The organism is Intestinimonas sp. MSJ-38 (assembly GCF_018917925.1).
Lineage (GTDB): Bacteria > Bacillota > Clostridia > Oscillospirales > Butyricicoccaceae > Pseudobutyricicoccus.
On record NZ_JAHLPO010000003.1, the window covers coordinates 131288 to 158138 of the forward strand.

Here is a 26851-nt window from a genome sequence, read left to right on the forward strand (position 1 = left end):
GCCCTCCTGAAGTATGAAAACCGGACGGTATATAGAAATACAAAGATTAAAATGACTGATTTATATCCATTCCATTCTTATCGTATCAGAGATAATTCCGGCGGGATTTTCCCTGTAGAAAACCCCGGATAGGAAAGGAATGGGGAAAGGAGCAGAATGGCACAACACGCAATTTTGCGGTTTGAGAAGCACAAGGGCAACCCGGCAAGGCCGCTGGAAGCCCATCACGAAAGACAGAAAGAACAGTATACCAGCAATCCCGACATTAACACAAGCCGGAGCAAATACAACTTCCATATCGTCAAGCCGGAGGGGCGCTATTACCACTTCATTCAGAGCCGTATTGAGCAGGCTGGATGCCGTACCCGCAAGGACAGCACCCGGTTTGTCGATACCCTGATAACTGCCAGCCCGGAGTTTTTCAAGGGGAAATCCCCAAAGGAAATACAGGCATTTTTCCAGCGGGCGGCGGATTTCCTCATTGACCGGATAGGCCGGGAGAATATCGTATCGGCGGTGGTACACATGGACGAGAAAACGCCCCACCTGCATTTGACCTTTGTTCCGCTGACAAAGGACAACCGCCTGTGCGCAAAGGAGATTATCGGCAACCGGGCAAACCTGACGAAGTGGCAGGACGATTTTCACGCCTATATGGTGGAGAAATATCCTGACTTGGAGCGTGGGGAAAGTGCCAGCAAGACAGGCCGGAAGCATATCCCCACCCGGATTTTCAAACAGGCGGTTTCCCTCTCCAAACAGGCCAGAGCCATTGAAGCCGCCCTTGACGGCATTAACCCACTGAACGCCGGAAAGAAAAAAGAGGAAGCCCTCTCCATGCTGAAAAAGTGGTTCCCGCAGATGGAGAACTTCTCCGGGCAGTTGAAAAAGTACAAGGTCACAATCAATGACCTGTTGGCGGAGAATGAGAAGTTGGAAGCAAGGGCAAAGGCCAGTGAAAAAGGCAAGATGAAAGATACGATGGAACGGGCAAAGCTGAAAAGCGAACTGGACAATTTACAGCGGCTGGTTGACCGTATCCCGCCGGATATACTGGCGGAACTGAAACGGCAGCAGCGGCACACGGTAAAGGAAAGGTGATAGTATAAGCAGAAATTTTCGCCGCTCCTGTGCGGCATTGTACCTTGAAAACTGAATATGGAGGACACTGGATGGCAAAAAGCGAAAGCGATATTTTTACACCCCGGACAGGGCAGGTCATACAAGCAGAGAACGGCACGCAGTATTTTGTATGTGGGAACAACCGTATAAAAATCTCCGAACACTTCGCCGCAGGCGGGAAGCCCCTCGGTGATCTGATTGTAGATGTGGTGCGGCATACCGCAGAAAAAGCCGCTTCAACCTGATAGCCCATCATTGATAACACGCCCACGCTTATGATATAATTGCCATAGAGCAAAAGTATTGTAAGCGTGGGTTGTTTCTTTAGAAGGAGGATTTTTAACGGTGAAACAACCTTACAATACTACGATTTACAACACGGCGCTTTATATGAGATTGAGCCGGGACGATGAACTGCAAGGAGAAAGCGGGAGTATTCAGACACAACGCATGATGCTCCGGCAATATGCCGCCGAGCATGGCCTGAATGTCATAGATGAATATATCGACGATGGATGGTCTGGAACGAACTTTGACAGGCCGGATTTTCAGAGAATGATTGATGACATTGAGGACGGGAAAATCAACTGCGTTGTTACGAAGGATTTATCCCGCTTAGGCAGAAACTACATTCTGACCGGCCAGTACACGGAAATCTACTTTCCCAGCAAAGGCGTCCGCTATATCGCTGTCAATGACAATGTGGACACCATCAACGGAGAGAATGAGCTTGCCCCATTCCTCAACATTTTGAATGAAATGCACGCCCGCCAGACCAGCAAAAAGGTAAAGGCGGCCATGCGGACACGGTTCGCAAATGGCGCACACTATGGAGCCTATGCTCCGCTTGGCTATGTCAAAGACCCGGATAAGAAAGGCCATCTTCTGATTGACCCGGAAACAAGGTGGATTATCGAAAAGATTTTTGACCTTGCCGTTCATGGCCGGGGAGCCGCCAGCATTACACGGATTTTGGTCGAAGAAAAAGTACCTACTCCCGGCTGGCTGAATTTCCAGAGATACGGCACTTTCGCAAATATCTATGCCGGAGCGCCGGAGGAAAAAGCCTATGCGTGGACGATAGCGCAGGTGAAAAGTATTCTGAAAGAGGAAACCTATATCGGACACAGCGTCCACAATAAGCAGACCAATATTTCATTCAAAAACAAGAAGAAAGTACGCAAGCCAAAAGAGGAATGGTATCGTGTGGAGAACACCCACGAAGCGATTATTTCCGAAGATGTGTTCCGTCAAGTACAGGAGCAGATTTGCAACAGGCGCAGACGGCAGAAGAACGGCACAACACAGATATTTTCCGGGCTGGTAAAATGTGCGGACTGCGGCTGGTCGCTGGCCTATGGTATGAACAGCCAGAACAAAAATCACTATGCCCACTACCATTGTAGCAAGTACGGGCAAGGATTGCACCAGTGTTCCATGCACTATATCCGCTATGATGTGCTTTACGCCTATGTCCTTTCCCGTCTGCAATACTGGTCTGTGCTGGTACAGCAGGATGGGGACAAACTTCTGAAACGGCTACTTAACGCCAGCGACAAGGAACGCAATACTGCAAGGAAGCGGCAGACAGCCGAACTGAAAAAGGCGGAAAAGCGCAAAGCAGAAGTAGACACCCTGTTTGCAAAAATGTATGAGGACTGGTCTGCCGGACGCATTACAGAATACAATTTCAATATGCTGTCCGAAAAGTATCAGGGCGAACAGCGAGAATTGGACGCAAAAATTGAACGGCTTCACGAAGCGATGGAGGTCGCCGCCCAGACAGCGGTTGACGCTGAAAAGTGGATAGGTCTGATGAAACAGTATGTCAATCCCACAGAATTGACGGCTGAACTTCTGAATACGCTGATTGAAAAAATCCTTGTCCATGAAGCGGTCAAAAGTGAGGACGGAAGCCGGGAACAGGAAGTGGAAATCTTCTACCGCTTTATCGGCAAAATCGAATGACACATCTTGAGATACCCAACAATATCTTTAACTAAGGGAAACGGGGTTGTCGGTTCCGGATGCGGATATGTTGATCTCCCTGTCGGAAGCGCTGGAAACACCAGTGAGCATATTGCTGGGAGAAACCGTGATGGAACCAGAGGCCGATGCCATCAAAGCCATTTCCGAAAAGCTGGAGATTATCAATTTGCAGCTTGCACAGAGACAGGCCATGAGAAGAAAAATCCTTCATTGGCTGTTGATTTCATTCTGTGTGGTTATCGTGGCGGTTTCTGTGGTTCTCCTCAAAGCCAGCAGCCCTTATTTGGGCTGGGATTATGGGGACCCGGAAATTGCTGTTGCAGGAGCGGCTTTTCACGGCTTTGAGTGGCTGTTTGTCAGGGCGGCCCCGGTTGTGCTGATTGCGGCGCTCGTTGGAGTTTTTCTGACAAGGAAAAAAGTGTGAAATGTCCTGGGAGAAAAGGTGGTTTGGCTGACCACATGATTCGAATGTCACCAGACAAATTAAGGGCCTTTTGATAGTATAAGGCCCCTGGCTTTTGCCGGGGGCCTATGCTTATTTTGCCCAATAAGCTATGGCATCCCGCAGGAAGCGGGCACAGCCGGGAAGGTGTTTGTCGTAGTAGGCGGTAAAGCGGGCATCCATCACATACAGCTCTGCAATCCCCCGGTGTTTGACGGGATCATACCGGTTGCCTGTGATGGTGAGCCACCGGCGGTGGAGAGTACAGATTTCCTTCCCCTCCTGGCTTTCCGGCTGGAGGCCGGCCTGGACAGCGGCCTCCAGCCGGTCCTGGATCTCCTGACCCAGGTTCGTCCACTCCCTGTATTGTTCCAGGGTCAGATTCATCACGGCGGCGTTGACTTCATCCACTTCTTTGTCGCCGTACTTGCTGCGGATCTCCTGGCCGTAAACTTCTTCGTTATGGGCGATGGTCTGTTTTTTGAAGGCTTCAAACTTTTTCTCGTCCTGCATAAATTCCTTCCTTTCTTCTGCCCGGATGGTGTCTTTCACCGATTGGATCAGCTGTTCCAGATGTTCCCGTTTGGCTTCCAGTGCAGCCAGATGGCGTTCCAGAGCGGCCAGACGGTCAAAGGAGGGATCGTCCAGACATTCTTTGATCCGGGCCAGCTCCACCCCGAGAGCCCGGTAATAGAGAATATCCTGCAGCCGGTCCACTTCGGCCTGGCCATAATAGCGGTAGCCGCTTTCGGCGACCCGGCTGGGCTTCAGCAGCCCGATCTGGTCGTACCAGCGCAGAGTGCGGGTGGTCACCCCGGACAGGCGCGACAGTTCCTGAGTGGAGTACTCCATGAACATCCCTCCTTGTGAATAAGATAGCAGTTGACGGAGCGTCAGAGTCAAGAGAAAATTTTATATCCGGCGGATTGTTTGCTGCAAATGGTGTCTGATCAAATGATTGGGCACCATTTATTTTACCATTTTCCTCTCACAGCACGCAAAAATTGCAAGCCCTGTTGTGGAATGCAATTTTTCTGCAAAGTCCTTGACTGCACGCGGCGTGCAGTTTTACGGTGAGGAGGAAATGAAGATGGAAAAAACATTGCGCCAGGTATGCACTGAACTGAAAGTTTCCCGACGGGCTGTCCAAGGCTATGAAAAGGCAGGATTGGTAGCGGCTTCTGGAAAAAATAAATATGGATATTTGCTTTATGGAGAACCGGAACGAGAGCGGATTCGCTTGGTCCGGTTTTATCAGCAACTGGGATTCCGGCTAAAGGAGATCAAGGAGCTTCTGGACGCTGACGGCCCTGTCAGAAAAGCAACTCTCCAGGCCAAAGCAGCAGAGCTGGAAAAGGAGGATATTCATCTGAGGGAACTGATCCGGCAGGCAAAAGAATACATCGCTGCGCTGTAACAGTCTTTGGGCTTTCAGAAAATTGCGTTCCATTCAATACAAAGGAGGACATATTATGAAAAGGAAATTGTTGTCTTTACTGCTGATGTTGGTCATGCTGGCCAGTCTGGCTGCCTGCGGAGGACCGGATCAGGCGGGGCAGGGAGGGGCGGAAGGCTCACCCAAAGAGGAGAAGCTGCAAAAAAGCAGTGAAACCCTGGAGCCTTTTCGCAAGGAGGCCATATTGGCAGAGACCGTGATGATGGATGAAGGGGGCGTGAAGGTCACAGCCACCGGTCTGGCGTATACAGAGAGTTCTGCCGATCTGGCAATCACCATTGAAAACAACAGCGGCAAAGACCTGTCATTCACCAGCGGTTCTTTGGGATATAGCTGCAACTCCGTCAATGGATATATGGTCAGTGACGGCTATTTGAACTGCGATGTTTTAAATGGAACCGTTGCCAACGATGTCATCAGCTTCAGCTATGATACCCTGATGCTTTATGGCATCAATGAAATTGCAGATATAGAAATCGGTTTTGATATAAAAGATGCCGATTACAACAGCATTTATTTCAACTCTCCGCCAATACACACCTCTGCGTTTCAGGGGCATGACTATGAAACAGATCATTATCAGCAGACCATCACAAGCCAGGCATCCATGAACACTTATAACTACGAAATGATTTACTTTTCTCAAGAACCCCTCTATGCACAGCAAGGAGTGGAGCTGCTTTCCAGCGGTGTAGTGGTCAATCAGGATGGGGAGAGGGCTCTGCTGTTGGAAATGGAGAATACCGGGGATAAAACGGTCTACCTTGCCACATCCGATATCGGGATCAACGGTCTGACGGCGACCACTTCCCTTTGGTCCAGTAGTGCTGTCGCACCGGGCAAACGCTGCATTGTGGATGTGCAGCTGGATAAGGTGCTGGAATCTTCCTGGTGGAGTGTGTACGGCATCGATGAAATAGGGGAGATCTCTCTTTCCATCGGGTTGATGGATGAACAATGGATGAATGTTGCAGAGAAAATGCCTGTGGAGATCGCTATCCCTGGCGTGAAGGCTTCTTTTGATGACAAAGGCACAGAAGTCTACAACAAAAACGGTTTGCGTATGGTCGCCAAAACGGTACTGCAGGATGATTCTGATTACAGTTCTGACTGCCATGTGCTACTTTTGCTGGAAAACAACAGCGGAAAAATTATAGATATCCAGGATGTTCCAGGCTCTCTTTCGGTCAATGGAGTGATGAGTGACTATTCCTTCTCCTTCTATGAACTGGAAGATGGGGAAAGCGCAGTGCTTTCTATCACCCTGCCGGAAGTTGCTCTGGAAATGAACCAGATCACATCACCCCAGGAGATCAAGGAAATAAACATCGGGTTTGAGATCCGGAATGGCCGGGAAATAATCGATGAACCCACAGTGACAATGGCTTTTGAGGAAGAAAAATAAAAAACTTGATGGGAAAGCATCGGATACCTTGTGGAGTTTTAAGACAAAAAACCGCCTTTTCAGGCGGTTTTTTGTTTGATCCGCGGCGGGAGAGAGGGAAGAAGATGAAGAATCAATGGGAGATCTGTTGAGGAAATCTGGTCATTCTGTTATGATGGATGCAAAACACCGGGCAGCGATGGGAATAGCCTGCATCGGGACAGGGAGGTGCAGGATGCGGATTCTTTTGTTGGGCAACAGCTTGACAACGGCCAATGGGATGCCCCGGATGCTGGCTGAAATCACCGGGGCAGAAGTGGTCTGCCACACCCGGGGTGGGGCCCGGCTGGCAGAGCATCTGAAGGGCAACACCAGACTGGGCGCCAAAACCCAGGCGGCTCTCAGAGAGGAAAACTGGGATTGTGTGGTGCTCCAGGAGATGAGCCACGGCCCCTTTACGGCAACCGAGCGCTTCTTTTCCAGCGTAGAGCGCCTTTGCAGCCAGATACGGCAGCATGGGGCTGTGCCGGTGCTGTATGCCACCTGGGCCTATGAAAAAGGCGGCAGCAAGCTGGAGAGCAAAGGCTGGGATTATGAAGAAATGGCCCTGGCAATGTCCGCAGCGTACAGCAAGGCGGCTCAGGACAATGGAGCCCTTCTGGCCGATGTAGGACAGCGGTTTTATCAGTTGAGCCAAAGAGAACAACTCTATGCCGCCGACGGCGTACACCCTAATGAGCAAGGTTCCCGTCTTGCGGCGGAGACCATCGGCCAGGTGATATTGGAACACAAGGAGAATGTGAAATGATTCGGGAAATCTGCAAAGACGAAGCATTTTTGGCCCAAAAGGCAGAGCTGGCTGCCGTGGAGGATCTGCCCGTTGCCGCCGATTTGCTGGATACGCTGAAACACCATCGGGAAGGCTGCGTGGGAATGGCGGCCAATATGATCGGCGTCAACAAAAGGATCATTGCCTTTGATGATGAGGGTACATACATGGTGATGTTCAACCCGGAGATCGTGAAGAAATCCGGGCCTTATGACACCCGGGAAGGGTGTCTGTCCCTGGTGGGCCTGCGCCCGGCCCGCCGGTTTCAGTCCATCAAGGTGCGCTGGCAGAACGAAAAGTTCCAGGAGCGTCTCCGCACCTTTACCGGCTGGACGGCCCAGATCATTCAGCATGAGATCGACCATTGTGAAGGGATCATCATATGAATCAAAACCCCGTGACCCTTTGCTTTGCAGGGAGGTGACCGGATGGAGCTGGGACTGACCTTTCCTTTGCAGCGGTTTTTGAAAATGAAACCGCCTCTTTACGGCACCGAACCGGACAGGCGGTTTTGCTGGGATGTGCACAACATTCGCCTTCGGGGCCGGGAATGTATGCTGGCCGTTCATTGCCACAGCCGGTATGCCTTTGTGCTCTGGGATGTGAGCCCTTTTCAGTGGGGAGATGTCACCGGGTTGTTTCGGGAGGGATTGGCGGACAGCCTGCACGGGGCTGGATTTGCACCGGAGGCGGTGGATAGGTATCTTCAGAAAGCTGGGGATATTGATTTGACCCGCACCCATGGCCGGCGGGAGGTGGCCTTCCTCAACCGGGCCTGGGAGGATGTGCTGGCGCTGGATCTGTGTTTGGACACCTCCCGGCAGGCCCAGCCTTTGCTGGATCAGGCCGTCAACACCCACCCCAGCCGATGTGCAGGGGCAGAGGGATTGGGCCTGCCTCTGGAGCGGATGGAAGAGATACTATATGATAAAAGAGGAAACGAATGATATGAAAACGCAATCGCTGGAAATCGGCGGAGCCACTGCGATTTTATATGGAGAAACAAGGGAAAAAGCTTATTTGTTTCTCCATGGGCAGATGGGGTGCAAGGAAGAGGGGGAGGCCTTTGCCCGCTTGGCCTGCCCAAAGGGATATCAGGTGCTGGCTATCGATTTGCCTGACCATGGACAGCGCCGGAACCGGGGAGAAGAGCTGACGCCCTGGGCGGCCCAGCCGGACATCCGGAGGGCAGTGGCCTGGGCTGAAGAGCGATGGGAACAGGTTTCCCTTCGGGCCAACAGCATCGGGGCCTATTTTGCCATGCTGGCATTTGAGAACCCTCACCATGCACTGTTGGTATCTCCTATTTTGAATATGGAGGAACTGATCCGGACGATGATGGTCTGGGCCAGGGTGACGGAAGAGCAATTGCGGGAACAGGGGGAAATTGTCACATCCTTTGGCCAGACTCTGTCCTGGAATTATTTGTGCTGGGTGCGGGAGCATCCGGTACATGACTGGACCTGCCCTGTGGACATTCTGTATGGAAGCGGGGATACGATGACTTCCCGCCATCAGGTGGAAGAATATGTGCAAAACCACAATGCCCATCTCACAGTGATGGAGGGGGGAGAACACTGGTTTCACACCCCGGAGCAGCTGGAGGTGCTGCGGGAGTGGGAGAAAAGGAGTATTTAAAGATGGAACAGCACAACGGGCAGCAGAAACCAAAAGTGGCCTTTCTTTGTGTCCACAACTCCTGCCGCAGCCAGATGGCCGAGGCCCTGAGGAAAAAGCTGGCGTCCGATGTGTTCGAAAGCTATTCCGCCGGCACAGAGCCTGCCTCCCGGATCAATGCCCAGGCGGTGCGCCTGATGCAGCAGGTGTATGGCATTCAGATGGAGGAGAGCCAGTACAATAAGCCCCTGTCCCAGCTGCCGCCGGTGGATGTTGTGGTCACCATGGGCTGCAATGTGCAGCGCCCCACGCTGCCCTGCTCTCATCGGGAAGATTGGGGGCTGGAGGACCCCAGCGGGAAGGAGGACAGCGCCTTTTTTCAGGTGATGGATCGGATTGAGGAAAAGGTGCTGGATCTGAAACGCCGCATCCAGCGGGGAAAGCTGGGCCAATAAAAAGAGAACGCCCTGGGATTTCTGGCCCAGGGCGTCATAAGCATCGGGAAGAAACAATGTCATTTTTTCTGGCGGCGCGGCAGTATGAGAAAAGAAGATGCCTTTTTCTCTCGAAAGGATATTTTTTCTCTTTTTAGTATTTTTATATAGCACAAAGCAGGGGATCTGGTGTAGAATAGAGGAAAAAGCAACAAAGGAGGGGCTGTGATGGACAGCCAAAGGGAGCTGGAGCAGATTCTGCATAAGATCCACCGGCGGGGATATCCCGCCTGCAAAGAGACCCGAGGGGAATACCGGTTTCCCTTTTATACCTTGTCTATTGACCATGTGCAGGGGGACCCCTTTGCCTCTCCCTCCCGGCTCAGCCTGCGTCTGACCGGGCCGCAGGCCGCCTTTCCTCGGGAGCTTTATGAAACGCCTTGCCGACGCATCGCTTTGCAGGATGAGCTGATCCGCCGTTTTGCCGCCGGGGCCAAGAAGGAGAGCTTTCGGGTGAAGGGCTCGGGGCACAGCGGCCTGATTGCCACAAGTCAGTGCACCCAGCAAGTGCTGGAGCGCACCGCCTGCCGCATCGATCCCCGCACCGGTGAGGTGCTTTTCCGGCTGGAGATGGGCTTTCCCGCCTTTGGCCGCACCGTGGATGGGGATGGCCTGCGCCGGATGCTTTTTGATCAGCTTCCCGCCCTGGTGAAAACCAGTCTGCTATATAATAAGGAGAAGGACGGAGCCTATTTCACATCCCTGGCCCAGCTGGCCGATGACCGGCAGTATATTCGGGATCATCTGTCAGAGCAGGGGCTGTGTGCTTTTGTTGCAAATGGCAGCATTTTGCCCAGGGCTTCGGGGGTGTCGGACCGGCCCATGGAAGGGGCGGTGCCGTTCCTCTCGCCGCCGGAGATGGAGGTGTGTTTTGCTCTGCCTTACCGGGGCGAGATCCGGGGCATGGGCATCAAAAAAGGGGTGACCCTCATTGTGGGCGGGGGATATCACGGCAAATCCACTTTGCTGCGGGCCCTGGAGGATGGGGTCTATGACCACATCGCCGGAGATGGGCGGGAGTTTGTCATCACCGACCCTTCCGCTGTGAAAATTCGGGCCGAGGACGGACGCAGCGTGTGGCATACCGACATTTCCCTATTTATCCGGGATCTGCCCACAGGGCGGGATACCCGCTGTTTTACCACCCGGGACGCCAGCGGCAGCACTTCCCAGGCGGCCAATGTGGTGGAGGCTATGGAAGCCGGAGCTAGGGTGCTGCTGATGGACGAGGACACCAGCGCCACTAATTTCCTCTATCGGGATGAGCTGATGCAGCGGGTGGTCAGCCCCGGCCAGGAGCCCATCATTCCCTTCCTCCAGCGGGTGAGGGAGCTGTATGAAAAATGGGGCGTTTCCACCATTCTGGCGGCGGGAAGCTCGGGGAGCTTTTTCCATGTGGCCCACCAGGTGGTGCAGATGGACCGGTATGTGCCCCGGGACCTCACGGCCCGGGCCAAGGAGGAAGCGGCCCGGTTTCCCTTGGGACTTGTTCCGGCGCCAGAGGGAAAAGCGCCGGAAAGCCGCCGGGTTCCCCGGCCTTTTGCACCTTTCCGGGGAGAGCGGGTAAAGGTGCGCGCTATGGGCCGGGAGGCCGTGAGCGTGGGCAAAGAGGAGATCGACCTGCGCCAGGTGGAGCAAGTGGCAGACAGTGAGCAATGCGCCGCGTTGGGCTATGCCCTGCTCTATGCTCACCGGCAGCTGCTGGATGGCCGGTGCAGTTTGCAGGAGGCCGCCCGGCAGGTGGAAAAGATCATGGAAGAGCGGGGGCTGGAAGGATTGTGCCAGGGAAGCGTGCCTTTTCTGGCCCGGCCCCGGCTGGCCGAAGTGCTGGCCTGTCTCAATCGTCTGCGGGGCATGGATTGATAACAGAAGGAGCAAAAAAGATGGAAATTTCAGATATTCTGCAAATGGATCAAGGCTATGTGGGGCAGAACAGGAACATTCCGCCCCGGCTGAAAAAGCGGGCCCAGAGCCTGTGCTGGCGGTATAACCAGTCTCCGCCGGAGGCCGAGGGAGAGCGGCGGATTATTCTGGAGCAGCTGCTGGGCACCTGCCATCCCCTGACCTTTATCGAGCCCTGGTTCCGCTGCGACTATGGCTTCAATATCCATACTCACGGCCTGGCTGTGATCAATTACAACTGCGTCATACTGGACACTTCTCCGGTGCACATTGGGGCCAACGCCTTTATTGCCCCCGGGGTGTGCCTGGCCTGCGCGGGCCATGCTCTGGACCCGGAGCAGCGCCGGGAGGGAATTTCCACCTCCAAGCCCATCACCCTGGAGGACGATGTGTGGATCGGGGCCAATGCGGTGATCTGCGGCGGTGTCACCATCGGCCGGGGATCGGTGATCGGCGCGGGAAGCGTGGTCTGCCGGGATATCCCGCCGGGAGTGGTAGCGGTGGGGTCGCCTTGCCGGGTGCTGCGCCCGGTGACGCCGGAGGACCGGATTGCAGTGGAAAATCTGGCTTTTTAAGGTTCTGTGAGGATTGTCTGCTCCCTTTTTTCATATACTGAAAAGGGAGTGATGTGCAGTGCAGGAAAAATGGAGAAAATGGGCGCCTTATGTTGGGTTTGTGCTGTTGGCGCTAGCTGTGGGTGGCCTTTCCGGATGGCTCACCCGGGATGGGGTGGAGCTTTATAGCCAGACGGCGCAAAAACCGCCCCTGTCCCCGCCGGGCTGGGTGTTCCCGGTGGTGTGGAGTGTGCTCTATGTGCTCATGGGCCTGGGAGCCGCCCGGGTCTATCTGGCACCGCCCTCGGAGGCCAGACGCCGTGGGCTGGGGGTATTCCTTTTGCAGCTGGGTTTCAACTTTTTCTGGAGCATCCTCTTTTTCGGCCTGGGCCGCTATGGGCTGGCCCTGTTGTGGCTGCTTGTGATGCTGGGGCTGATTGCGGCCATGATCCGCCTGTTTTCCCAGGTGGATATTAAGGCGGCCCGGCTTCAGATCCCCTATCTTTTGTGGGTGCTCTTTGCCGCCTATCTCAATGCTGGAGTCTTTTTCCTCAATTCCTGACGGGCCTTGCCCTTTGGGAAACGGTGTATTATACTGAGGAAAAAGGCCGATACGATGAAAAAACGGCCCTTTGAGGGTCGTTTTTCTGCGCAGGGAGCAAGGGAAGGAGTTTTGGGAGTATGATCCTTTATTTTACAGGCACCGGCAACAGCCGGAAATGTGCCGGTTGGCTGGGGGCCAAGTTGGAAGAGGAATGGGTGGACATCGTCCCCACCATGAAAAAAGGAGAGTATGGGGCCTTTCAGTCGGAAACCCCGTGGGTCTTCGTCTGTCCCACCTATGGATGGCAGGCGCCCCGGGTGTTTGTAGATTTTCTCCGCCGCAGCCGGTTTGAGGGAAGCCGGCAGGCTTATTTCGTCCTGACCTGCGGCGGGGAGATCGGCAATGCAGGGGAGAGCCTGCGGACGCTTTGCCAGGAGAAAGGCTGGGAATACAAGGGCGCGGTCGGGGTGGTGATGCCCGACAATTACCTGGTACTCTTTTCGCCTCCTTCCCAGGAAGAGGGAGACAAGATGCTGGAGCGTGCCAAATCCCAGACGGACAAGCTGGCGGCGATGATCCGAAAAGGAGAAGGGCTGCCGGAAAAACGCTCCACCTTTTTTGACCGGCTGAAAAGCGGGGCTATCAATCAGGGGATGTACCGGTTTTTCATCAAGGACAAGGCTTTTCGCACCCATGGCTGCGTCAGCTGCGGCCTGTGTCAGCGCCTGTGCCCCATGGGAAACATCCGCATGGTGGAGGGAAAACCCCATTGGCAGGGAAACTGTATCCACTGCATGGCCTGCATCGCTCATTGCCCGGCGGAAGCCATCGAATATGGCCGGCGCACCCGGGGGAAGAATCGCTGGCATTGCTGAGATCGAGCGTGTCGAAAAAGTGGCCTGTGGCCACTTTTTCGAGTTTTTGCAAGGGCCTGCGTGCACGCCTTTGGCGTACACTGGCCCCTTGAGAGGTGCAAAAACCGACGCACAGGTCGCCGTTTTTGCAAATTGATAAGGGGTAGGGCAAATGTCCCCCTAGCCAGATCCGTTTTTCCACATGATTAAAGCCGCCTTGCAAGGCGGCTTTTTTCTATTTATCCAGGGCAGGCTGCTCGTCCAGATCGGTGAGTTCCAGTTCCCGCACAATGATCTGGGTCGTTTTCAAGGCGCACAGACCAGTGAGCCAGACGCATTACTGGGCGTGTTCCTCTGGGCTCAGGGTGAACTGGTGGGTGAGAACCCGGCAGCAAAGGGTATTTTTGCCGTTGGCCTCTTTGAACCAGTCGTGCAGCTCCCGGGTCAGCTGGAGGCATTTCACCGACTGCGGATCCTCCGGCCCACGGGGTTCCGTGCGGCAGAAAAACAGACCCAGAGCCATTGTGCCGCCGTTGAAAGCGCCGCACATACACCCGGCTTGTCCGGCGCCCACCGCCATGCCGGAGGCCATGGCGATGACCTGCTGGGGCACATCCAGCTCAAAATTGTCCCGGATGGCACAGATCAGGGCTTCGCAGCAATAGAAGCCCTTGCGGAAGTTTTTTTCGGCGTCCTGCTGTACTTTTTGGGCTGATTTCTTTTTTGATATGCATCAAGAACCATATGCATCAAGAACCATCTTTTCAGAAAATAAGGGATTCAAGCCCATCGTCCACGGGGAAGGGTGCGGCGCCTTTCCAGGTCATAGAGCCGCAGGAAGGGTGCGGGATCTGCGCCGGAACGCACATGACGGAGGAAGATCTCTCCGCAGGCCTGGCTGTCGGAGTCGGCTTCATGGTGGCGCAGAGGAATGTCAAAATAATCGGCCAGGGTATTCAGCCGGTGGTTGGGAAGCTGCGGCAGAAGCTTGCGGCTCATGCGGCAGGTGCACAGATAAGGAACCAGCGGCCCCCAGGAGATGCCGTAATCTGCAAGGCATTTGGACAGAACCCCCAGGTCAAAGGGGGCGTTGTGGGCCAGTAAAGTGCGGCCGGAAAGCAGCGGCTCCATCTCCTCCCACAGCTGGGGAAAGGTGGGGGAGCTTTTCACCATGGCCGGGGTGATGCCGGTGAGGGAAATATTGAAAGGGTCAAAATGGGTTTCCGGATTGACCAGAAAGGAGAAATTTCCGGTGATTCCGGTTTCATCCAGCAGGGTGACGCCCACGGCACTCATGCGCCGGTTCTGGCTGTTGGGGGTCTCCACATCGAAGGCGACATATTTCATACCTGCTCCTCCAGGGCTTCCACAAGGAAGGTCACCGGCCGGAAGCCGTCGTTGCAGGAGAGCATGGCCGAGCGGGGATTTTTCATCCAGCCGTCGTAAAAGTTCTCCGCCCCATGGCTCAGGGCCAGCACAAAGGGGGACAGGCTGTCCCAGGCGCTTTGGCAGAAACCTTCCGGCTTTTTCCAGCCGTTTGCAATGTACACCTGTCCCACTTCCATATCACAGGCGTGTTCCAGTGGGTTTTCATACTGGGCCATCAGATCGGGGTAACAGGTTTGTTTCATCACGGTGATCCGGCATTTGTGCATGGGGATCCCTCCTTATCGCAGCGGGATGATTGTACCACAAAACCAGGCCGGGAGCAAATGTTGACGGGGCTTTTTCCCGGTGTTACAATGGCAGAAAAAAGGAAGTGGAAGGGTGGAAAAGCCGGAAGGATATTTCACCGATCTATTCCAGCTGTTCTCTGGAAAAGAGCGGGAGCTGGAGCTTTATCACCAGGCGTTTGCCAAAATGGAACAGGCTTTTCCCCAGGCCCGGGTGAAGGTGGGGAAAAGCCAGGTGAGCTTTTATGGGAAGCATCTCTTTGCCGCCTTTTCCCCGCCGGTGCGTCGGAAAAAGGATTGGCCGGAGCACTTTCTCCTGGTGACTTTTGGCCTAGGAAAGCCTTTGGCCTCTCCCCGTGCGGCCGTGGTGGTGGAGCTCTATCCCGGTCGCTTTATCCACCATGTGCTGGTGGAGCGGGAGGAAGAACTGGACGAGGAGCTGTTTTCCTTTTTGGCTATGGCCTGGGAGTTTGGGGAAAACAAGGGGCGAGGAAGCAAGGCTCCTCATGGGAGAAAATGACCCCCACCGCCTGGAGATAGGAATAGAGAATGGTGGTGCCCACAAAGGACATTCCCCGCTTTTTCAGATCCCGGGACAGGGCATCGGATAAGGGGGAGGAGGTCAGGCCACATTCCCGGATGGGAGCGCCCCCTGCAAAATCCCATAGGTAACGGTCAAAGCTGCCGAATTCCTTCTGAATGTCCAGAAATGTCTGGGCATTGAGGACAGCGGCCTGGATCTTCCGCCGGTTGCGGATGATGCCTTTGTCCTGGCACAGCTGCTCTATTTTCTCGGGGCCGTACTGGGCTACCTTCTGGGGATCAAAGCCGTCAAAAACCAAACGGAAATGCTCCCGTTTATTCAGTACACATTCCCAGGAAAGGCCCGCCTGAAAGCCTTCCAGGATCAGCATTTCAAAGAGCTTTTGGTCATCGTGCACCGGCACGCCCCACTCTTCGTCGTGGTAGCGGATATACAGGGGATTCTGGGGATTTGCCCAGGGGCAGCGTGTTTTTCCATCGGACCAGATCATTGTTTTCACCAGCTTTTCATAAGCGTTTTCTTCAGAATATCATTTTTCCCTGTGTTTCACAAGGAGGACAGTATGATTAAAGTGACAGACCTGACCCGGGACTACGGAGAGAATCGGGGCGTGTTCGGCCTGAGTTTCCAGGTAAAGTCGGGGGGAGCCATTCGGCCTTCTGGGCCCCAACGGGGCCGGGAAGACCACCCTGATCCGCCATCTGATGGGATTTCTCCGGCCCCAGAAGGGCCAGTGCACCATTTACGGCCTGGACTGCTGGAAGGACCGGAAGCAGGTGCAGCGCATGGTGGGGTATATCCCCGGGGAGATGTCCCTGATGGAGGGGATGCGGGGAGAGGACTATCTGGATTTTCTCGATCGGTACCGGGGCTTTACAGGGGAAGGATACCGCCGGCTGCTGCTGGACCGGTTCCCGGTGGATCTGAACACCCCCATCCATAAGATGAGCAAGGGCACAAAGCAGAAATTGGGCATCATTGCCGCCTTTTCCCACAAGCCGGAGGTGCTCATTCTGGACGAACCCACTTCTGGCCTGGACCCGCTGATGCAAAAGGAATTTGTGGATTTCATCGGGGAAGAGGGCGCCAAGGGCCGGGTGATTCTGCTGTCCAGCCATATTTTTGAGGAAGTGCAGCGCACTTGCCGCCGGGTGGGTATTCTGCGGCAAGGAAAACTGCTGACCCAGGACACCGTCCGGGAGATGGAAGAAAAACACAGCCGCCGCTATGTGCTCCAGGTGGAAGAAGGGGACGCCCGGGCCTTTGTCCGGGACTTCGGAGGAACGGCTTTGGAAAATGGCCGGGTGGAAGTGAAAAAGGCAGCCGACCTGGAAGAGATCTTCCTGAGCTGCTACCGGAAGGGGGAAAACCAATGAACAAGGCGCTGTTCTGGCGGAAAATGCGGGGGTCTTTGGGACTGCTGGTGATTTTTGGCGGCGTGCTCACTTTGTATATCGTCATGATCGCCGGGCTGTATGACAAGGAGACCCAGCAGGCCCTCCAGCAATTTTACGATATGATGCCCCAGTTGATGGCGGCGGTGGGGATGAACGGAGAAGGGGACACCCTGCTTTCTTTTCTCTCCACTTATTTGTACGGCATGCTGCTTCTGGCCTTTCCCATGATTTATGCCATCCTGCGGGCCAGAGGGCTTGTGGCCCGGTATGTGGAAAAGGGCAGTATGTACGCCCTGTGCGCCGCCCCGGTGAGCCGTCTTTCTCTGGCGGGCACCCAGTTGGCAGTGCTCGTTTCTACTCAGTTCGGGCTGCTGCTTTACTGTACTGTTCTGGAAATTGTATCCTGCCAGGTGCTCTTTCCTGGGGATCTGGACATCAAAGGGCTTCTATGCCTCAATGGGGGGCTTTTGTGCCTGCATCTGTGCCTGGGGGCCTTCTGCTTTCTGGTTTCCTGCCTGGGGGAAGGGAGCCGGTGCACCGCGCTGATGGCCGGGGTTCCCACCTTGATGTTGGTGATGCAGATGCTGGCCAATCTGGGAGGAAAACTGGAAAAATTCCAGTATGTAACCCTGTTTTCCCTGTTTCAGCCGGAAAAGCTGATGGCAGGGGAAGGGCTGTTTGCCGCCGGAATACTCCTTTTGCTGGCTGTTTTGTTTTCCGCCCTGGCCCTGTGGGGCTTCTGCCGCCGGGATCTGTATATATGAAAAAAAGAGACCCTCAGGGTCTCTTTAGCGCATCAAAAAAGTGGCTTAGGCCACTTTTTTGCGGATTCATAAGAGATGGGGCAGCAATTCTTTTTGTAGTATCGATTTTTCGACAGTCTGGAGAGAACCACAGAGTTTTTTTATGCTTTTTGGAGAAAGTCCACAATGGGCTGCAAAGTTTCCCGGCGGGTAAAATCCAGGGTTTTGCCGTAGGTGTTCAGGATTTGCCGGTCCACTTCGGTCAGGTCCTTCTTTTTCAGAATGGCCTGGTGAAATGCCCACATTATCAGCCGGTGAAGGGGAGAAAGGCGGCTGTAATCCAAGCCGCCCCGCAGGAAAAATAAGGGCGTGTCCCGCCGGTTTTCCGGCAGGGCCTTTTCCACATTGTCCCGGATGTTTTGGCGGATGACCTCCAGGGCCGGATCGGCTGCGCCGCAGGTGAACAGGACCCATTTTTGGGCCTTTGCGTGCCGGGTGAGAAAGGACAGGCCGCCCATGCATCCGGCATAAAGGCTGCCTCCCAGCACAATGGTGTCATAGGAGGCCAGGGATGCGGGGGAGAGCCCTTTGACATTCCACACAGGACAGCCCCCAGGCTTTCCCCCGGCCACTGAGCATAGCGCTGGGTGTGGCCATAGCGGGAGGCATAGAGCACCACTGGTTTCATCGCAGCGTTACCGCCGTGCCGGAGACGCTGACCATCAGCATGCCGTTGTCGCTGCCCAGCACTTCATAGTCCACATCCACGCCAACCACAGCGTCGGCTCCCAGAGCGCTGGCCCGCCGCTGCATCTCCGCCAGAGCTTCGCTCCGGGCATTCTGCAGCTCATCCTCATAGCCGGAGCTGCGGCCGCCGAAAATGTTCCGCAGCCCTGCGCCGATGTCCCGGAACATGTTCACGCCGGAGATCACTTCTCCAAACACGATCCCTTTATATTCTCCGATGGTGCGTCCCTCTACCGTAGGAGTTGTGGTGACGATCATAAAAAAGCCTCCTTTGTTTTTGAAAATGTGGGGAAATTGTACCACAGTTCCGGCAAGAGAGAAAGAGGATGGGGCGAACATTGTGCAAACTAGCCAAAAATTCTCTTTCAGAATCCCTCAGCCTGCCCCTTGTGGCGGGGGAGTTTGTATTTTATACTGAATTTACAGTGAAAAAAGAGGAGGGTGTTTTTTCTATGGCAGACAAAATCATGGAACAGGCGCTGGAGATCCTGCGCCACCAGCGGTATTATGACAGCATCCAGGGCCTGATGGGCTGGGATCTGTGGGAAGGCCTTTCCAAAAAGGGCCAGCCTTACCGGGGCGAAGTCAGCGGCTATTTCACCCGCCAGGCTCTGGCCGAACTGAAAAGTCCCGAGACCCGGAAAGTGGTAGACGCCCTGAAGGAGCGGAAGCCGGAAGATTTTGAGGACATCTATCTGAAAGGGGCCGCCCATGAGCTGTGCCAGCGGTATGACCGGGCGGTGCAGGTGCCCGAAGATCTCCAGGTGGAAGTGCGCAACTACACCGGTCAGGCCCAGATGGCCTGGCGGGATGCTTTGGATAAAAACAGCTTTGAATTTTATAAACCCACCATCAAGGGCCTGTTTGAGCTGAAAAAGCGGGTGGCAGAAGCCATCGACCCCAACCGTCCGGCCTTTGATGTGCTGTGCGGCACCGTGGATGAGGGCATCGACACCCAGCGGGTGCAGCAGCTGTTTGCCGGGCTGAAAAAGGGCATCGTGGAGATCATGGAACAGATCGCGCCCCAGCATGAGAAGATCGATACCAGCGTGCTGGAGACCCCCTACACCCATCAGCAGCGCCGGGATGCGGCCTTTGAGATCAATCTGCTCACCGGCTTTGATCCCGACTGTGCCCATGACAGCCAGGTGCTCCACGGCATGTGCACCGGCGTCGGCCCCCGGGATAGCCGTATTGCCATCAGCTATAAAGGGGTATGGGGCGGCATCTTCACCATGCTCCACGAAGGCGGCCATGCCCGCTATGGCTACAGCTCCAATGACCGGGCGGTGGAATGCGGCCTGTGGGGCGGCCTGAGCGGTGCTATGCATGAGGGCCAGGCCCGTTTCTATGAGAACATCATCGGCAAATCCCCCGAGTTCTGGCGTCTGGCCTACCCGGTGGCGGTGAAGCACTTCCCCTATCTGAAGGATGTGCCCATGGAGAAATTCTACATGGCCCAGATGAAGGTGCAGCCTTCCCTTCACCGTATCACCGCCGACGAGCTGACATACAGCCTCCATCCCATCATCCGTTTTGAGATGGAGAAGGATTGCTTTGACGGCAAGACCAGCACCGATGATTTTGAGGAGATCTGGCGGGAGAAATACAAGGAGACCTTTGGTCTTGTGCCCAAGGACGCCCGGGAAGGAGTGCTGCAGGATATCCACTGGGCCTCCGGCCACATCGGCTATTTCCAGAGCTATACCTTGGGCAACCTGTATGGTGGACAGATGCTCCATGCCATGAAGAAGGTGCTGCCCAACTTTGATGAACTGGTGGAGAAGGGCGAGTTTGCACCCATCAACCAGTGGCTCTATGACAATGTGCACCAGTTCGGCCGGGCCATGACTCCCACCGAGGTGCTGCTCCACGCCACCGGCGAAGAGCTGACCGAGACTTATTTCCTGGATTATCTCCGGGATAAATACCTGAACAAGCTCCGCAACATCTAGCGGCGGTCCGGTGTCTGGACGGCCATATCTTTGGCTTGGAAAGGAAAACGACAGAAACAGGCCCCCGGCGCAGTCTGCGCCGGGGGCTGCTTCTTTTTATCGATCGCTGGAAGAGGCGAAGGAGGCTGCCACGGCCTGGGCGATGGCCTGGGCCGTCTGGTCGATGTTTTGGGGGTCGGTGATGGTGCCGAACTCCTGGGGGTTGGTCAGGCATCCATTTTCTAATAAAATGGCGGGGCAATGGGTCTGGCGGCACACATAGAGCAAACTGTCGCTTTGGGCCGGGTTTGCCGCCCGGCCAGCGCTTTCCACGCTTTGGCAGATGCCCTGGGCCAGGGACTGGGGAAGCTCCCCTTGGCAGCAGGCCGAAAAACCTCCTGTGGCCGACAGATCCTCATCCGGCGCACCGCTGCCATAGTGGAAGGACAAAAACAGGTCGGGCATCTCCTGGAAAGACTGCTCAAATCGCTGTCGAGGACTGAGGGTTTCGTCTTTTTCCCGGGTATAGGATACCGTGGCCCCCATTTCCTCTAGCTTTTCCCCCACCGCTTGACACAGATCCAGGTTCACATCCTTTTCTGCACAGCTTGGGTCGCAGCCCACAGCACCCTCCTGGTTTCCGCCATGGCCGGCGTCCAGCAGAATATGTACTCCCGAAAGCCCCTCCTCAGGAGTGGGCTTTTTCCGTACATGGAGCGTGGCACCCTGGTCTGTTTTTTCAAAATAGAATCCCCAGGGGCTGATATCCTTCAAGGTGAAGGAATAGACCAGGCACCCGTCCTCCACCTGGCATAGGGATCGGGCAACCTGTTCCCCGGAAAGGGAGGCTCCCCGGCTCACCCCGGGGAAGCGCACCTTCAGCATCCCATCCTCCCATGTGCAGTCGGCCGCCAGAGGGCCATCGCTTTGGAAGGACACCAGGGTCTCTTCTTTTTCCGAAGACACCGAGGCGGTGGTGATCTCCCGGTTTTCTTCTTCGGTAGAAAGGGAGATGTCGTTGAGTGAAAGATACCCCAGACCGGGCACCTGGGCATAGCCCTGGGAGATGGCAGACACCGGCCCTGTCATTCCTTCTCGCAGGATGCCGGTGGAGCCTTGGGAGGAATCGGGGGATTGGTAGATATCGCACAGATCGGTCTGTACCTGGAAGGACAGGGATAGTTGCTTTCCCGTCTGGTAAAAGCCTCCTGAGGCCAGTGCGGCGGTGACGAAATTGCCCCGACGGATCACATAAAGGGGGGAGCCGTACCGGGTCACCTGATCCTCCTTTCCCTGAGGCAAAGAAATGCTGGCCTGGTAATCCTCTCCTTGCCAGGAAAGGGGCTGGCTTTTTCCCAGAAACAATGCGGTAACGGCGGCGCCTGGTCGGGCCGTCAGACGCAGGAGGGCTTGCTGTCCTGGCGAGACATAGGTATCTCCCAGGGGCGCCGCTTTCTCCCAGCAGGAAGCGGCCAGGCCGCGCAGCAGACGGCAGGTGAGGGTATGGGGGCCATTTTCCAGGGTGAAGGTGTTGAAACCCGGCTCCAGGGACAGCAGCACCCCAAAGCTGCCGTCTTTTCCTCGGGAAAGCACCGGCTGGCCGTTGATGGTCAGGGGCTGGCTGGGATCGGAGATGCCGCAGAAATAATAAGAAGAACAGTCCGTGCGGGTCAGATCCTTGGGCTGGGACAGTTTTAGCGGGATTTCTCCTTCCGGCTCTTTCTCGGATGGTTCCTCATCGCTCACCGGGGCGGGTTCGGTCAGAACCTCTCCCAAAGCGGCGGTCATGGGGGAAAGGGAGCCCATGCGGAACAGAATCAGTCCCTGGCTGCTGCCGTTTTGCAATAGATCGATCTGGCCCAGGATCTCCTCGTAGCCCTGCCAGGGAGCGGCGGAGTTTCCGCCCATGGCTTTGTAGGCCGCCAGGGCGGGCACCAGCTGGCACTGGGTGCCCGACACCGTGTTTTCCCACCACTGGAGCAGAGCAGTGAAGTCCGAACCCTCCTGGCCACGGTACCAATAGAGCTGGGGGGAGATATAGTCCAGCAGCCCCTCCTGTACCCAAAGGCGGGTGTCGGCATAGTGGGCGAAATAGCTTTGGGTGCCGGCGGTGCCGCTGCCTCCTTCCAGCTGGGAGGCGTTGGCCCAGATGCCAAAAGGGGAAACTCCAAACTGAGCCTGGGGGTTTGTTTTCTCAATGGTATCGTGGAGCAGGGAGATCAGCTGGGTCACATTGCTGCGGCGGAAGTCGTCCAGTGAGGCCCCTTGTCCATATTGAGCGTAGGAGGCGTTGTCTCCAAAATCCGTGCCGGGGTAAAAATAATCGTCCAGATGGATACCATCCACCGGGTAGTTTTCCAGGATCTCCTGTACGCCATCGGCCACCAGCTGGCGCACCTGGGGCAGGGCCGGGTCAAAATACAGTTCTCCGTTGTAAAAAATCACCAGAGAGGGGTCTTTCCGGGCCGGATGGGTTTCCGCAAGGGTTTGGAGGCAGGCTTCCTTGGTTTCTCCCTGCACCCCTTGGGTCACCCGGTAAGGGTTGATCCAGGCGTGGACCTCCATGCCATATTCATGGGCTTGCTCTGTGAGATAGGCCAGGGGATCGAAGCCATCCAATGGGGCTTGGCCCTGTTTTCCTGTGAGATAGCGGCTGTAAGGGAAGATGGAGGACGGATACAGGGCATCGGCACAGGGCCGCACCTGAAAGAAGATGCTGTTCAGTCCAGCTTTCCGGGCGTTTTGCAAAATGGAGTCCAGTTCCCCCTTCATCTCCTCCGAAGACAGGCCGGGGGAGGAGGGGAAGTCCAGATTGGAAACGGTGGAGACGAACACCCCACGCAGCGAAAGCTCTGAGCCATGGCAGGGCAAACCGCAAAAAAGCAGCAGGCAAAGAGCGCAAAAGCAAAAACGGCGCAGAAGCATCAAACATTCCTCCTTTTTGTTCTTCCGGTGGCACCAAAAAAATTTCCCGGTGTGCTCCTATCCATCCTATGGGCCTTTGTGCTAAAATAGTACAAGCCGAAAGAGATATATGGGAGGTTTTTGCATGGGAGAACATTTGCGCCTGGCGGCGCTTCACGATATTTCCGGTTTTGGGCGGGGGTCCATGACTACGGCCATTGCCGTTTCTTCGGCGGCTGGGGTACAGTGCTGTCCGGTGGTGGGGTCGGTGCTTTCGGCCCACACCGCCTATCCCCAGGTGACGGTGCGGGATCTCACCGAGGATCTGCCGGGGTACATTGACAGCTGGCAGCGGATCGGCTGCGATTTTGACGCATTGTACAGCGGCTATATGAGCCATGTGAGCCAGGGAGAGCAGATGCTGCGGCTGCTGGAAAAAAGCGCCCGGCCCGGCTGTCTGTTTTTGGTGGACCCGGTGATGGGGGACAACGGCAAGGCCTATGCCGGTTCCTTCGGGGCAGAGTTTGCCCGGCAGATGCGGGACTATTGTGCCCATGCCCACATCGTCACCCCCAACCTGACCGAGGCCGCCATGCTGCTGGGCAAGGAACCGGATGCCTGGAAGCGGGAGGAGCATCCGGTGGAGCGGTATCTGGAAGGGCTTTTGGAAATGGGCTGTCAGGCGGCGGTGATCACCGGGGTGGAAACCGGGGAAGGCCGCATCGGCGCCCGGTACCTCACCCGGGATGGCCAGCAGGGTTTGGCCGATTGTCCCCGGGTGGACGCCTATTTCCCCGGCACCGGGGATCTGTTTGCTTCGGTGCTGCTGGTGACCTTGCTGCGCCGGGGAAGGGACCGGCTGGAAGAGGGAGTGCAGATGGCGGTGGACTTTGTCTACCGGTGTGTGGAGCATACCCACAAGGCGGGCACACCCCCTCTCAACGGCGTGCTGCTGGAGGAGATGCTCCCCATTTTGTGGGAAAAGCTCCGGTAGGGAAAAAACTCCCGGCGGAGGGGATTTCTCCGCCGGGAAAAGTTTTTTCAAAAAAAATAAAAAAATTTCAAAAAACCCCTTTACAAATGGGACAAAGGGCGTTATACTATGGGAGCGTCGTAACGGTGAAAGAAACCGCGGTGAAGGCGCCGAGTGATAAAGGGGTATAGCTCAGCTGGTAGAGCAGTGGTCTCCAAAACCACGTGCCGAGGGTTCAAGTCCTTCTGCCCCTGCCATACGGCCGTGTAGTTCAGTTGGTTAGAACGCTAGCCTGTCACGCTAGAGGTCGACGGTTCGAGCCCGTTCACGGTCGCCAGATATGCTGTTGTAGCTCAGTTGGCAGAGCACGTCATTGGTAATGACGAGGTCGGCAGTTCGAATCTGCTCAACAGCTCCACAAAGGCCCAGATCGAAAGATCTGGGCCTTTTGCTGTATCCCGAACGGCCGACCTCTGCAAAACCGTAGGTTTTGCGCTTTGAAATGAGAAACGGGTACGCCTTCCAGGAAGGCGCACCCGGCAGTTCGAATCTGCTGGGCAGCTCCACAAAGGCCCAGATTGAAAGATCTGGGCCTTTTGCTGTATCCCGAACGGCCGATCTCTGCAAAACCGTAGGTTTTGCGCTTTAAAATGAGAAACGGGTACGCCTTCCAGGAAGGCGCATCCGGCAGTTCGAATCTGCTGGGCAGCTCCACAAAGGCCCAGATCGAAAGATCTGGGCCTTTTGCTGTATCCCGAACGGCCGACCTCTGCAAAACCGTAGGTTTTGCGCTTTAAAATGAGAAACGGGTACGCCTTTCAGGAAGGCGCACCCGGCAGTTCGAATCTGCTGGGCAGCTCCACAAAGGCCCAGATCGAAAGATCTGGGCCTTTTGTTGTTTTCTGAAACAATTCATCTGCCCAAAGCCGCTCATTTCAAACAAAAAGAGCGGCTTTGTTTGCCGGGGTGCGACAATAACGCACGCTTATTTGCAAGAAATGCGCTTGCTGGGGCTTCCGGCCTATGCTATGATATCCATAGGCCCCTAAAGATTGTGCTCATGGTGCGCATTTATTCTACGAGCAAATATTCTGCTTGTACTTTGAAAAGCAGGAGGTTTTTTTATGTCCAAAATACGCCAGTATTCCTTTCCGATATCCTGTTTTCTGATTGTTTTGGCTGTGGCGGGCTTTTGTGCTGCGCTCTTTCTGGCTCTGCGTTCTCCTGTGCCGCCTCGGCCTGAATTGCATCAGCAGCTGGTGGAAATCGAGCCGGATGGCCCCGGAGAAGACGGGGCCGATGTTATCTATCAGAAAGTATTGTCCGATGAGCGCTGGAGCCAGCCGGTCTGCGCCATTGTGACCAAGCGGAATGCCTACTCTGTGTATCTGGACGGAGAGCTTTTGCACGAATATACCCCCGGCTCTTTTGACCATGGCGGGGTGGTGCATTGGATCTCTCTGCCTGACACCGATCTGGAAGGGCGTATTCTCACTGTATCATCCCCTTCACAGGAACTGACGATCCAGGTGGGCAATTACAGCGATCTGATCCTGCATTACCGCAACACAAACGCGGCGACCCTGTTCTTTTCGGGGCTGTTTCTGGTGCTGGGCATCCTGATCGGTCTGCTGTCTCTGGGGGCCAGGGTTGCCATTGGAGCCCAGCGCCTTCGGACCTTGCGGTACCTCAGCGGGCTGGTGCTCCATGTGAGCCTGTGGATCTCCATGGATTCGGCTGTGCTCCAGATGATCCATGTCAGCGGTGCAATCATGTATGTATTGACCATGTATGCTTTTATGGCCATGCCTCTTTTTATGATCCAGTTCTACCGCAGCATGATGAAAGAAGACAGCCGACTGCTGCGCCTGCTTTACCAGCTCCAGCTGTTGGATCTTTGTATCTGCGGTCTGCTGCAGGTTCTGGGCGTGGCCCAGTTCCATGAAATGCTGCCTCTGATCCATGTGTTGATGGTGTTGACGCTCCTGTCTCTGCTGCGCATCATGGTGGCCTGGCTCCATTCGGAACTCCGTTGGGAGGCCGGGATGATGCTGGGCGGTTTTGCCGCCGTTGGCTGCTGCAGCGCCGCAGGATTCCTGGATTATTATTTGTGGGGGAGACATTCCTATCTCATCTATTTCAGCGTGGGTATCCTGCTGCTGGTGGTGTCCCTGTTGGCCGTCTCCATTGGCTATGTGTACCAGGAGATGGTGAAATCCTCCCAGATGCGCTATTATCGGAAAATGGCCAACACCGATCTGATGACCCAGCTTGGCAGCCGTACAGCCTTTGAGGAACGGGTCCGGCAGTCTCCTGTCCTCACCGGCTCCTGTGCCTGTGTTGTTCTGGACATCAACAATCTGAAACAGATCAACGATACCATGGGCCATTCGGCCGGTGACGAGCTGATCTGCACGGCCGCCCAGTGTATTTTGTCGGTTTTTGATTCCCTGGGCCACTGTTACCGCATGGGCGGCGATGAATTTGTGGTGCTGCTGCAAGATATCGCCCAGCCTGAGGTGGACAAAGCCCTGGGAGAATTGGAGCGGAGCATCGACCGCAGGAATCTGACACGATCCTTCCCTCTGTCGGTGGCCGTGGGATATGCCATGGGTGAGGATGCCCCCATTGAGCAGATGTTCCGCCAGGCCGATGCCAATATGTATCAGAATAAGACCCGGATGAAATGCGAAACTGTGACAATGGACAGAGCGTAAGAGACGGGGCCATCTGCGTAAATTCCGGGTGT

General features: G+C 55.4%; 28 protein-coding genes, 3 tRNA genes and 1 pseudogene. 24 read left to right on the plus strand and 8 right to left on the minus strand.

Annotation, left to right across the window (positions count from 1 at the left end):
• Positions 1 to 156 precede the first annotated feature (156 nt).
• From mobV to KQI26_RS03235, 4 genes and pseudogenes are all read left to right on the plus strand, one after another.
• Entirely contained in the window at positions 157 to 1101 is a 945-nt protein-coding gene (mobV, locus tag KQI26_RS03220) for a MobV family relaxase (protein ID WP_216503183.1), read from the plus strand.
• Between the two features lie 71 nt (positions 1102 to 1172).
• A complete protein-coding gene (locus tag KQI26_RS03225; protein ID WP_002334813.1) occupies positions 1173 to 1367 on the plus strand; it encodes a hypothetical protein in 195 nt (64 codons plus the stop codon).
• 145 nt (positions 1368 to 1512) lie between these two features.
• Positions 1513 to 3090: a recombinase family protein gene (locus KQI26_RS03230; RefSeq protein ID WP_207726614.1), complete on the plus strand. Its 1578-nt coding sequence runs from the start codon at positions 1513 to 1515 to the stop codon at positions 3088 to 3090.
• Between the two features lie 37 nt (positions 3091 to 3127).
• Positions 3128 to 3535, plus strand: a pseudogene (locus KQI26_RS03235) (transcriptional regulator); the annotation flags it as partial.
• Between the two features lie 111 nt (positions 3536 to 3646).
• Here the strand turns inward: KQI26_RS03235 and KQI26_RS03240 are convergent.
• A complete protein-coding gene (locus tag KQI26_RS03240) occupies positions 3647 to 4405 on the minus strand; it encodes a MerR family transcriptional regulator (protein WP_216503184.1) in 759 nt (252 codons plus the stop codon).
• A 238-nt stretch (positions 4406 to 4643) separates the two neighbouring features.
• Between KQI26_RS03240 and KQI26_RS03245 the strand changes: the two genes are divergently transcribed.
• The 11 genes from KQI26_RS03245 to KQI26_RS03295 all read left to right on the plus strand — a co-directional run bounded on the left by KQI26_RS03245 (position 4644) and on the right by KQI26_RS03295 (position 13208).
• A complete protein-coding gene (locus KQI26_RS03245; protein ID WP_216503185.1) occupies positions 4644 to 4970 on the plus strand; it encodes a MerR family transcriptional regulator in 327 nt (108 codons plus the stop codon).
• 55 nt (positions 4971 to 5025) lie between these two features.
• Complete coding sequence (locus KQI26_RS03250; RefSeq protein ID WP_216503186.1) at positions 5026 to 6414, plus strand: catabolite control protein A; 1389 nt, start codon at positions 5026 to 5028, stop codon at positions 6412 to 6414.
• Between the two features lie 214 nt (positions 6415 to 6628).
• On the plus strand, positions 6629 to 7201 hold the full coding sequence (locus KQI26_RS03255; RefSeq protein WP_216503187.1) for an SGNH/GDSL hydrolase family protein: 573 nt from the start codon (positions 6629 to 6631) through the stop codon (positions 7199 to 7201).
• Complete coding sequence (locus KQI26_RS03260) at positions 7198 to 7608, plus strand: peptide deformylase (protein ID WP_216503188.1); 411 nt, start codon at positions 7198 to 7200, stop codon at positions 7606 to 7608. Before KQI26_RS03255 ends, KQI26_RS03260 begins: the two co-directional genes overlap by 4 nt.
• Positions 7609 to 7650: 42 nt before the next feature.
• Positions 7651 to 8169 carry a hypothetical protein gene (locus tag KQI26_RS03265; protein WP_216503189.1) on the plus strand — a complete coding sequence of 173 codons (519 nt, stop codon included), beginning with the start codon at positions 7651 to 7653 and terminating at the stop codon, positions 8167 to 8169.
• A 1-nt stretch (position 8170) separates the two neighbouring features.
• Positions 8171 to 8860 (plus strand): carboxylesterase, encoded by a 690-nt coding sequence (locus KQI26_RS03270; protein WP_216503190.1) that lies wholly within the window; start codon positions 8171 to 8173, stop codon positions 8858 to 8860.
• 2 nt (positions 8861 to 8862) lie between these two features.
• Positions 8863 to 9294 (plus strand): arsenate reductase ArsC, encoded by a 432-nt coding sequence (locus KQI26_RS03275; protein ID WP_216503191.1) that lies wholly within the window; start codon positions 8863 to 8865, stop codon positions 9292 to 9294.
• Positions 9295 to 9501: 207 nt separating this feature from the next.
• Entirely contained in the window at positions 9502 to 11196 is a 1695-nt protein-coding gene (locus tag KQI26_RS03280) for an ABC-ATPase domain-containing protein (RefSeq protein ID WP_216503192.1), read from the plus strand.
• 20 nt (positions 11197 to 11216) lie between these two features.
• Positions 11217 to 11810: a sugar O-acetyltransferase gene (locus KQI26_RS03285; protein ID WP_216503193.1), complete on the plus strand. Its 594-nt coding sequence runs from the start codon at positions 11217 to 11219 to the stop codon at positions 11808 to 11810.
• 58 nt (positions 11811 to 11868) lie between these two features.
• Positions 11869 to 12351, plus strand: coding sequence for a TspO/MBR family protein (locus KQI26_RS03290; RefSeq protein ID WP_216503194.1), 483 nt, complete (start codon positions 11869 to 11871; stop codon positions 12349 to 12351).
• A 119-nt stretch (positions 12352 to 12470) separates the two neighbouring features.
• Positions 12471 to 13208: an EFR1 family ferrodoxin gene (locus KQI26_RS03295; RefSeq protein ID WP_216503195.1), complete on the plus strand. Its 738-nt coding sequence runs from the start codon at positions 12471 to 12473 to the stop codon at positions 13206 to 13208.
• Between the two features lie 316 nt (positions 13209 to 13524).
• Here the strand turns inward: KQI26_RS03295 and KQI26_RS15660 are convergent, their stop codons facing one another.
• From KQI26_RS15660 to KQI26_RS03310, 3 genes are all read right to left on the minus strand, one after another.
• A complete protein-coding gene (locus KQI26_RS15660; protein ID WP_371744069.1) occupies positions 13525 to 13800 on the minus strand; it encodes a C-GCAxxG-C-C family protein in 276 nt (91 codons plus the stop codon).
• Between the two features lie 167 nt (positions 13801 to 13967).
• Positions 13968 to 14534: a 3'-5' exonuclease gene (locus KQI26_RS03305; protein WP_216503196.1), complete on the minus strand. Its 567-nt coding sequence runs from the start codon at positions 14532 to 14534 to the stop codon at positions 13968 to 13970.
• Positions 14531 to 14842 carry a TIGR04076 family protein gene (locus KQI26_RS03310; protein WP_216503197.1) on the minus strand — a complete coding sequence of 104 codons (312 nt, stop codon included), beginning with the start codon at positions 14840 to 14842 and terminating at the stop codon, positions 14531 to 14533. Before KQI26_RS03310 ends, KQI26_RS03305 begins: the two co-directional genes overlap by 4 nt.
• 112 nt (positions 14843 to 14954) lie before the next feature.
• On the opposite strand from KQI26_RS03310, the gene KQI26_RS03315 reads away from it, so the two are divergent.
• Positions 14955 to 15380, plus strand: coding sequence for a DUF5655 domain-containing protein (locus KQI26_RS03315; RefSeq protein WP_216503198.1), 426 nt, complete (start codon positions 14955 to 14957; stop codon positions 15378 to 15380).
• Here the strand turns inward: KQI26_RS03315 and KQI26_RS03320 are convergent.
• Positions 15316 to 15894: a DNA-3-methyladenine glycosylase I gene (locus KQI26_RS03320; protein WP_216503240.1), complete on the minus strand. Its 579-nt coding sequence runs from the start codon at positions 15892 to 15894 to the stop codon at positions 15316 to 15318. The genes KQI26_RS03315 and KQI26_RS03320 overlap by 65 nt on opposite strands.
• Before the next feature lie 202 nt (positions 15895 to 16096).
• Between KQI26_RS03320 and KQI26_RS03325 the strand changes: the two genes are divergently transcribed.
• Complete coding sequence (locus KQI26_RS03325) at positions 16097 to 16780, plus strand: ABC transporter ATP-binding protein (protein ID WP_371744071.1); 684 nt, start codon at positions 16097 to 16099, stop codon at positions 16778 to 16780.
• Positions 16777 to 17565: an ABC transporter permease gene (locus KQI26_RS03330; RefSeq protein WP_216503199.1), complete on the plus strand. Its 789-nt coding sequence runs from the start codon at positions 16777 to 16779 to the stop codon at positions 17563 to 17565. Before KQI26_RS03325 ends, KQI26_RS03330 begins: the two co-directional genes overlap by 4 nt.
• Before the next feature lie 140 nt (positions 17566 to 17705).
• On the opposite strand, the gene KQI26_RS03335 is transcribed toward KQI26_RS03330, so the two are convergent.
• Both KQI26_RS03335 and KQI26_RS03340 read right to left on the minus strand, forming a co-directional pair.
• A complete protein-coding gene (locus KQI26_RS03335) occupies positions 17706 to 18146 on the minus strand; it encodes a flavodoxin domain-containing protein (RefSeq protein WP_216503200.1) in 441 nt (146 codons plus the stop codon).
• Positions 18147 to 18228: 82 nt separating this feature from the next.
• The gene (locus KQI26_RS03340; protein WP_118748223.1) at positions 18229 to 18549 is read right to left on the minus strand and encodes a putative heavy metal-binding protein; all 321 of its coding nucleotides are present in this window, start codon (positions 18547 to 18549) and stop codon (positions 18229 to 18231) included.
• Positions 18550 to 18743: 194 nt separating this feature from the next.
• Here KQI26_RS03340 and KQI26_RS03345 point away from each other — a divergent pair, with 194 nt between their 5' ends.
• Positions 18744 to 20246 carry a carboxypeptidase M32 gene (locus tag KQI26_RS03345; RefSeq protein ID WP_216503201.1) on the plus strand — a complete coding sequence of 501 codons (1503 nt, stop codon included), beginning with the start codon at positions 18744 to 18746 and terminating at the stop codon, positions 20244 to 20246.
• Positions 20247 to 20342: 96 nt separating this feature from the next.
• Here the strand turns inward: KQI26_RS03345 and KQI26_RS03350 are convergent, their stop codons facing one another.
• The gene (locus KQI26_RS03350) at positions 20343 to 23150 is read right to left on the minus strand and encodes an N-acetylmuramoyl-L-alanine amidase (protein ID WP_216503202.1); all 2808 of its coding nucleotides are present in this window, start codon (positions 23148 to 23150) and stop codon (positions 20343 to 20345) included.
• 124 nt (positions 23151 to 23274) lie between these two features.
• Between KQI26_RS03350 and KQI26_RS03355 the strand changes: the two genes are divergently transcribed.
• The 5 genes from KQI26_RS03355 (at position 23275) to KQI26_RS03375 (ending at position 26819) form a co-directional block, all read left to right on the plus strand.
• Complete coding sequence (locus tag KQI26_RS03355) at positions 23275 to 24123, plus strand: pyridoxamine kinase (protein WP_177614345.1); 849 nt, start codon at positions 23275 to 23277, stop codon at positions 24121 to 24123.
• 160 nt (positions 24124 to 24283) lie between these two features.
• Positions 24284 to 24359, plus strand: a tRNA-Trp gene (locus KQI26_RS03360).
• Between the two features lie 3 nt (positions 24360 to 24362).
• Positions 24363 to 24439 (plus strand) — tRNA-Asp (locus KQI26_RS03365).
• A gap of 5 nt (positions 24440 to 24444) precedes the next feature.
• Positions 24445 to 24520: transfer RNA gene (locus KQI26_RS03370), tRNA-Thr, on the plus strand.
• A 706-nt stretch (positions 24521 to 25226) separates the two neighbouring features.
• Positions 25227 to 26819, plus strand: a complete 1593-nt coding sequence (locus tag KQI26_RS03375; RefSeq protein WP_216503203.1) for a GGDEF domain-containing protein — start codon at positions 25227 to 25229, stop codon at positions 26817 to 26819.
• Positions 26820 to 26851: the final 32 nt, after the last annotated feature.